The organism is Desulfopila inferna, assembly GCF_016919005.1.
GTDB classification, from domain to species: Bacteria; Desulfobacterota; Desulfobulbia; order Desulfobulbales; family Desulfocapsaceae; genus Desulfopila_A; species Desulfopila_A inferna.
Genome location: NZ_JAFFQE010000059.1, coordinates 1 through 410 on the forward strand (window position 1 = coordinate 1; position 410 = coordinate 410).

Below are 410 nucleotides of genomic sequence, written 5' to 3' on the forward strand. Positions count from 1 at the left end.
GTGGTAGAGCCAGAACCGGAACCTGAGCCGATCCCCGAACCGCCAAAAGAAGCACCGGTGGTCATTGAAAAGCCGAAGCCGAAACCTAAGCCAAAACCGAAGCCGGTGAAAAAGGTACAGGAGCAGCCAAAACGCGATGTCAAACCCGTAGAGTCGCGTCCGGCATCACCGTTTGAAAATACGGCACCGGCACGCCTGACATCAAGTACAGCAACGGCTGAAACCAGCAAGCCGGTTACCAGTGTGGCTTCAGGACCACGCGCATTAAGCCGTAATAAGCCGCAGTATCCGGCACGAGCACAGGCATTGCGCATTGAAGGGCAGGTTAAAGTTAAATTTGACGTTACGCCGGATGGTCGCGTGGATAACGTACAAATCCTCTCAGCCAAGCCTGCGAACATGTTTGAGCG

1 protein-coding gene is annotated in these 410 nt (G+C 54.4%); it reads left to right on the plus strand.

Going from position 1 to position 410, the window contains the following annotated elements; all coding sequences use genetic code 11:
* The coding region (locus tag JWG88_RS21435) for a TonB family protein (protein WP_205235856.1) at positions 1-410 on the plus strand (410 nt) is incomplete at both ends.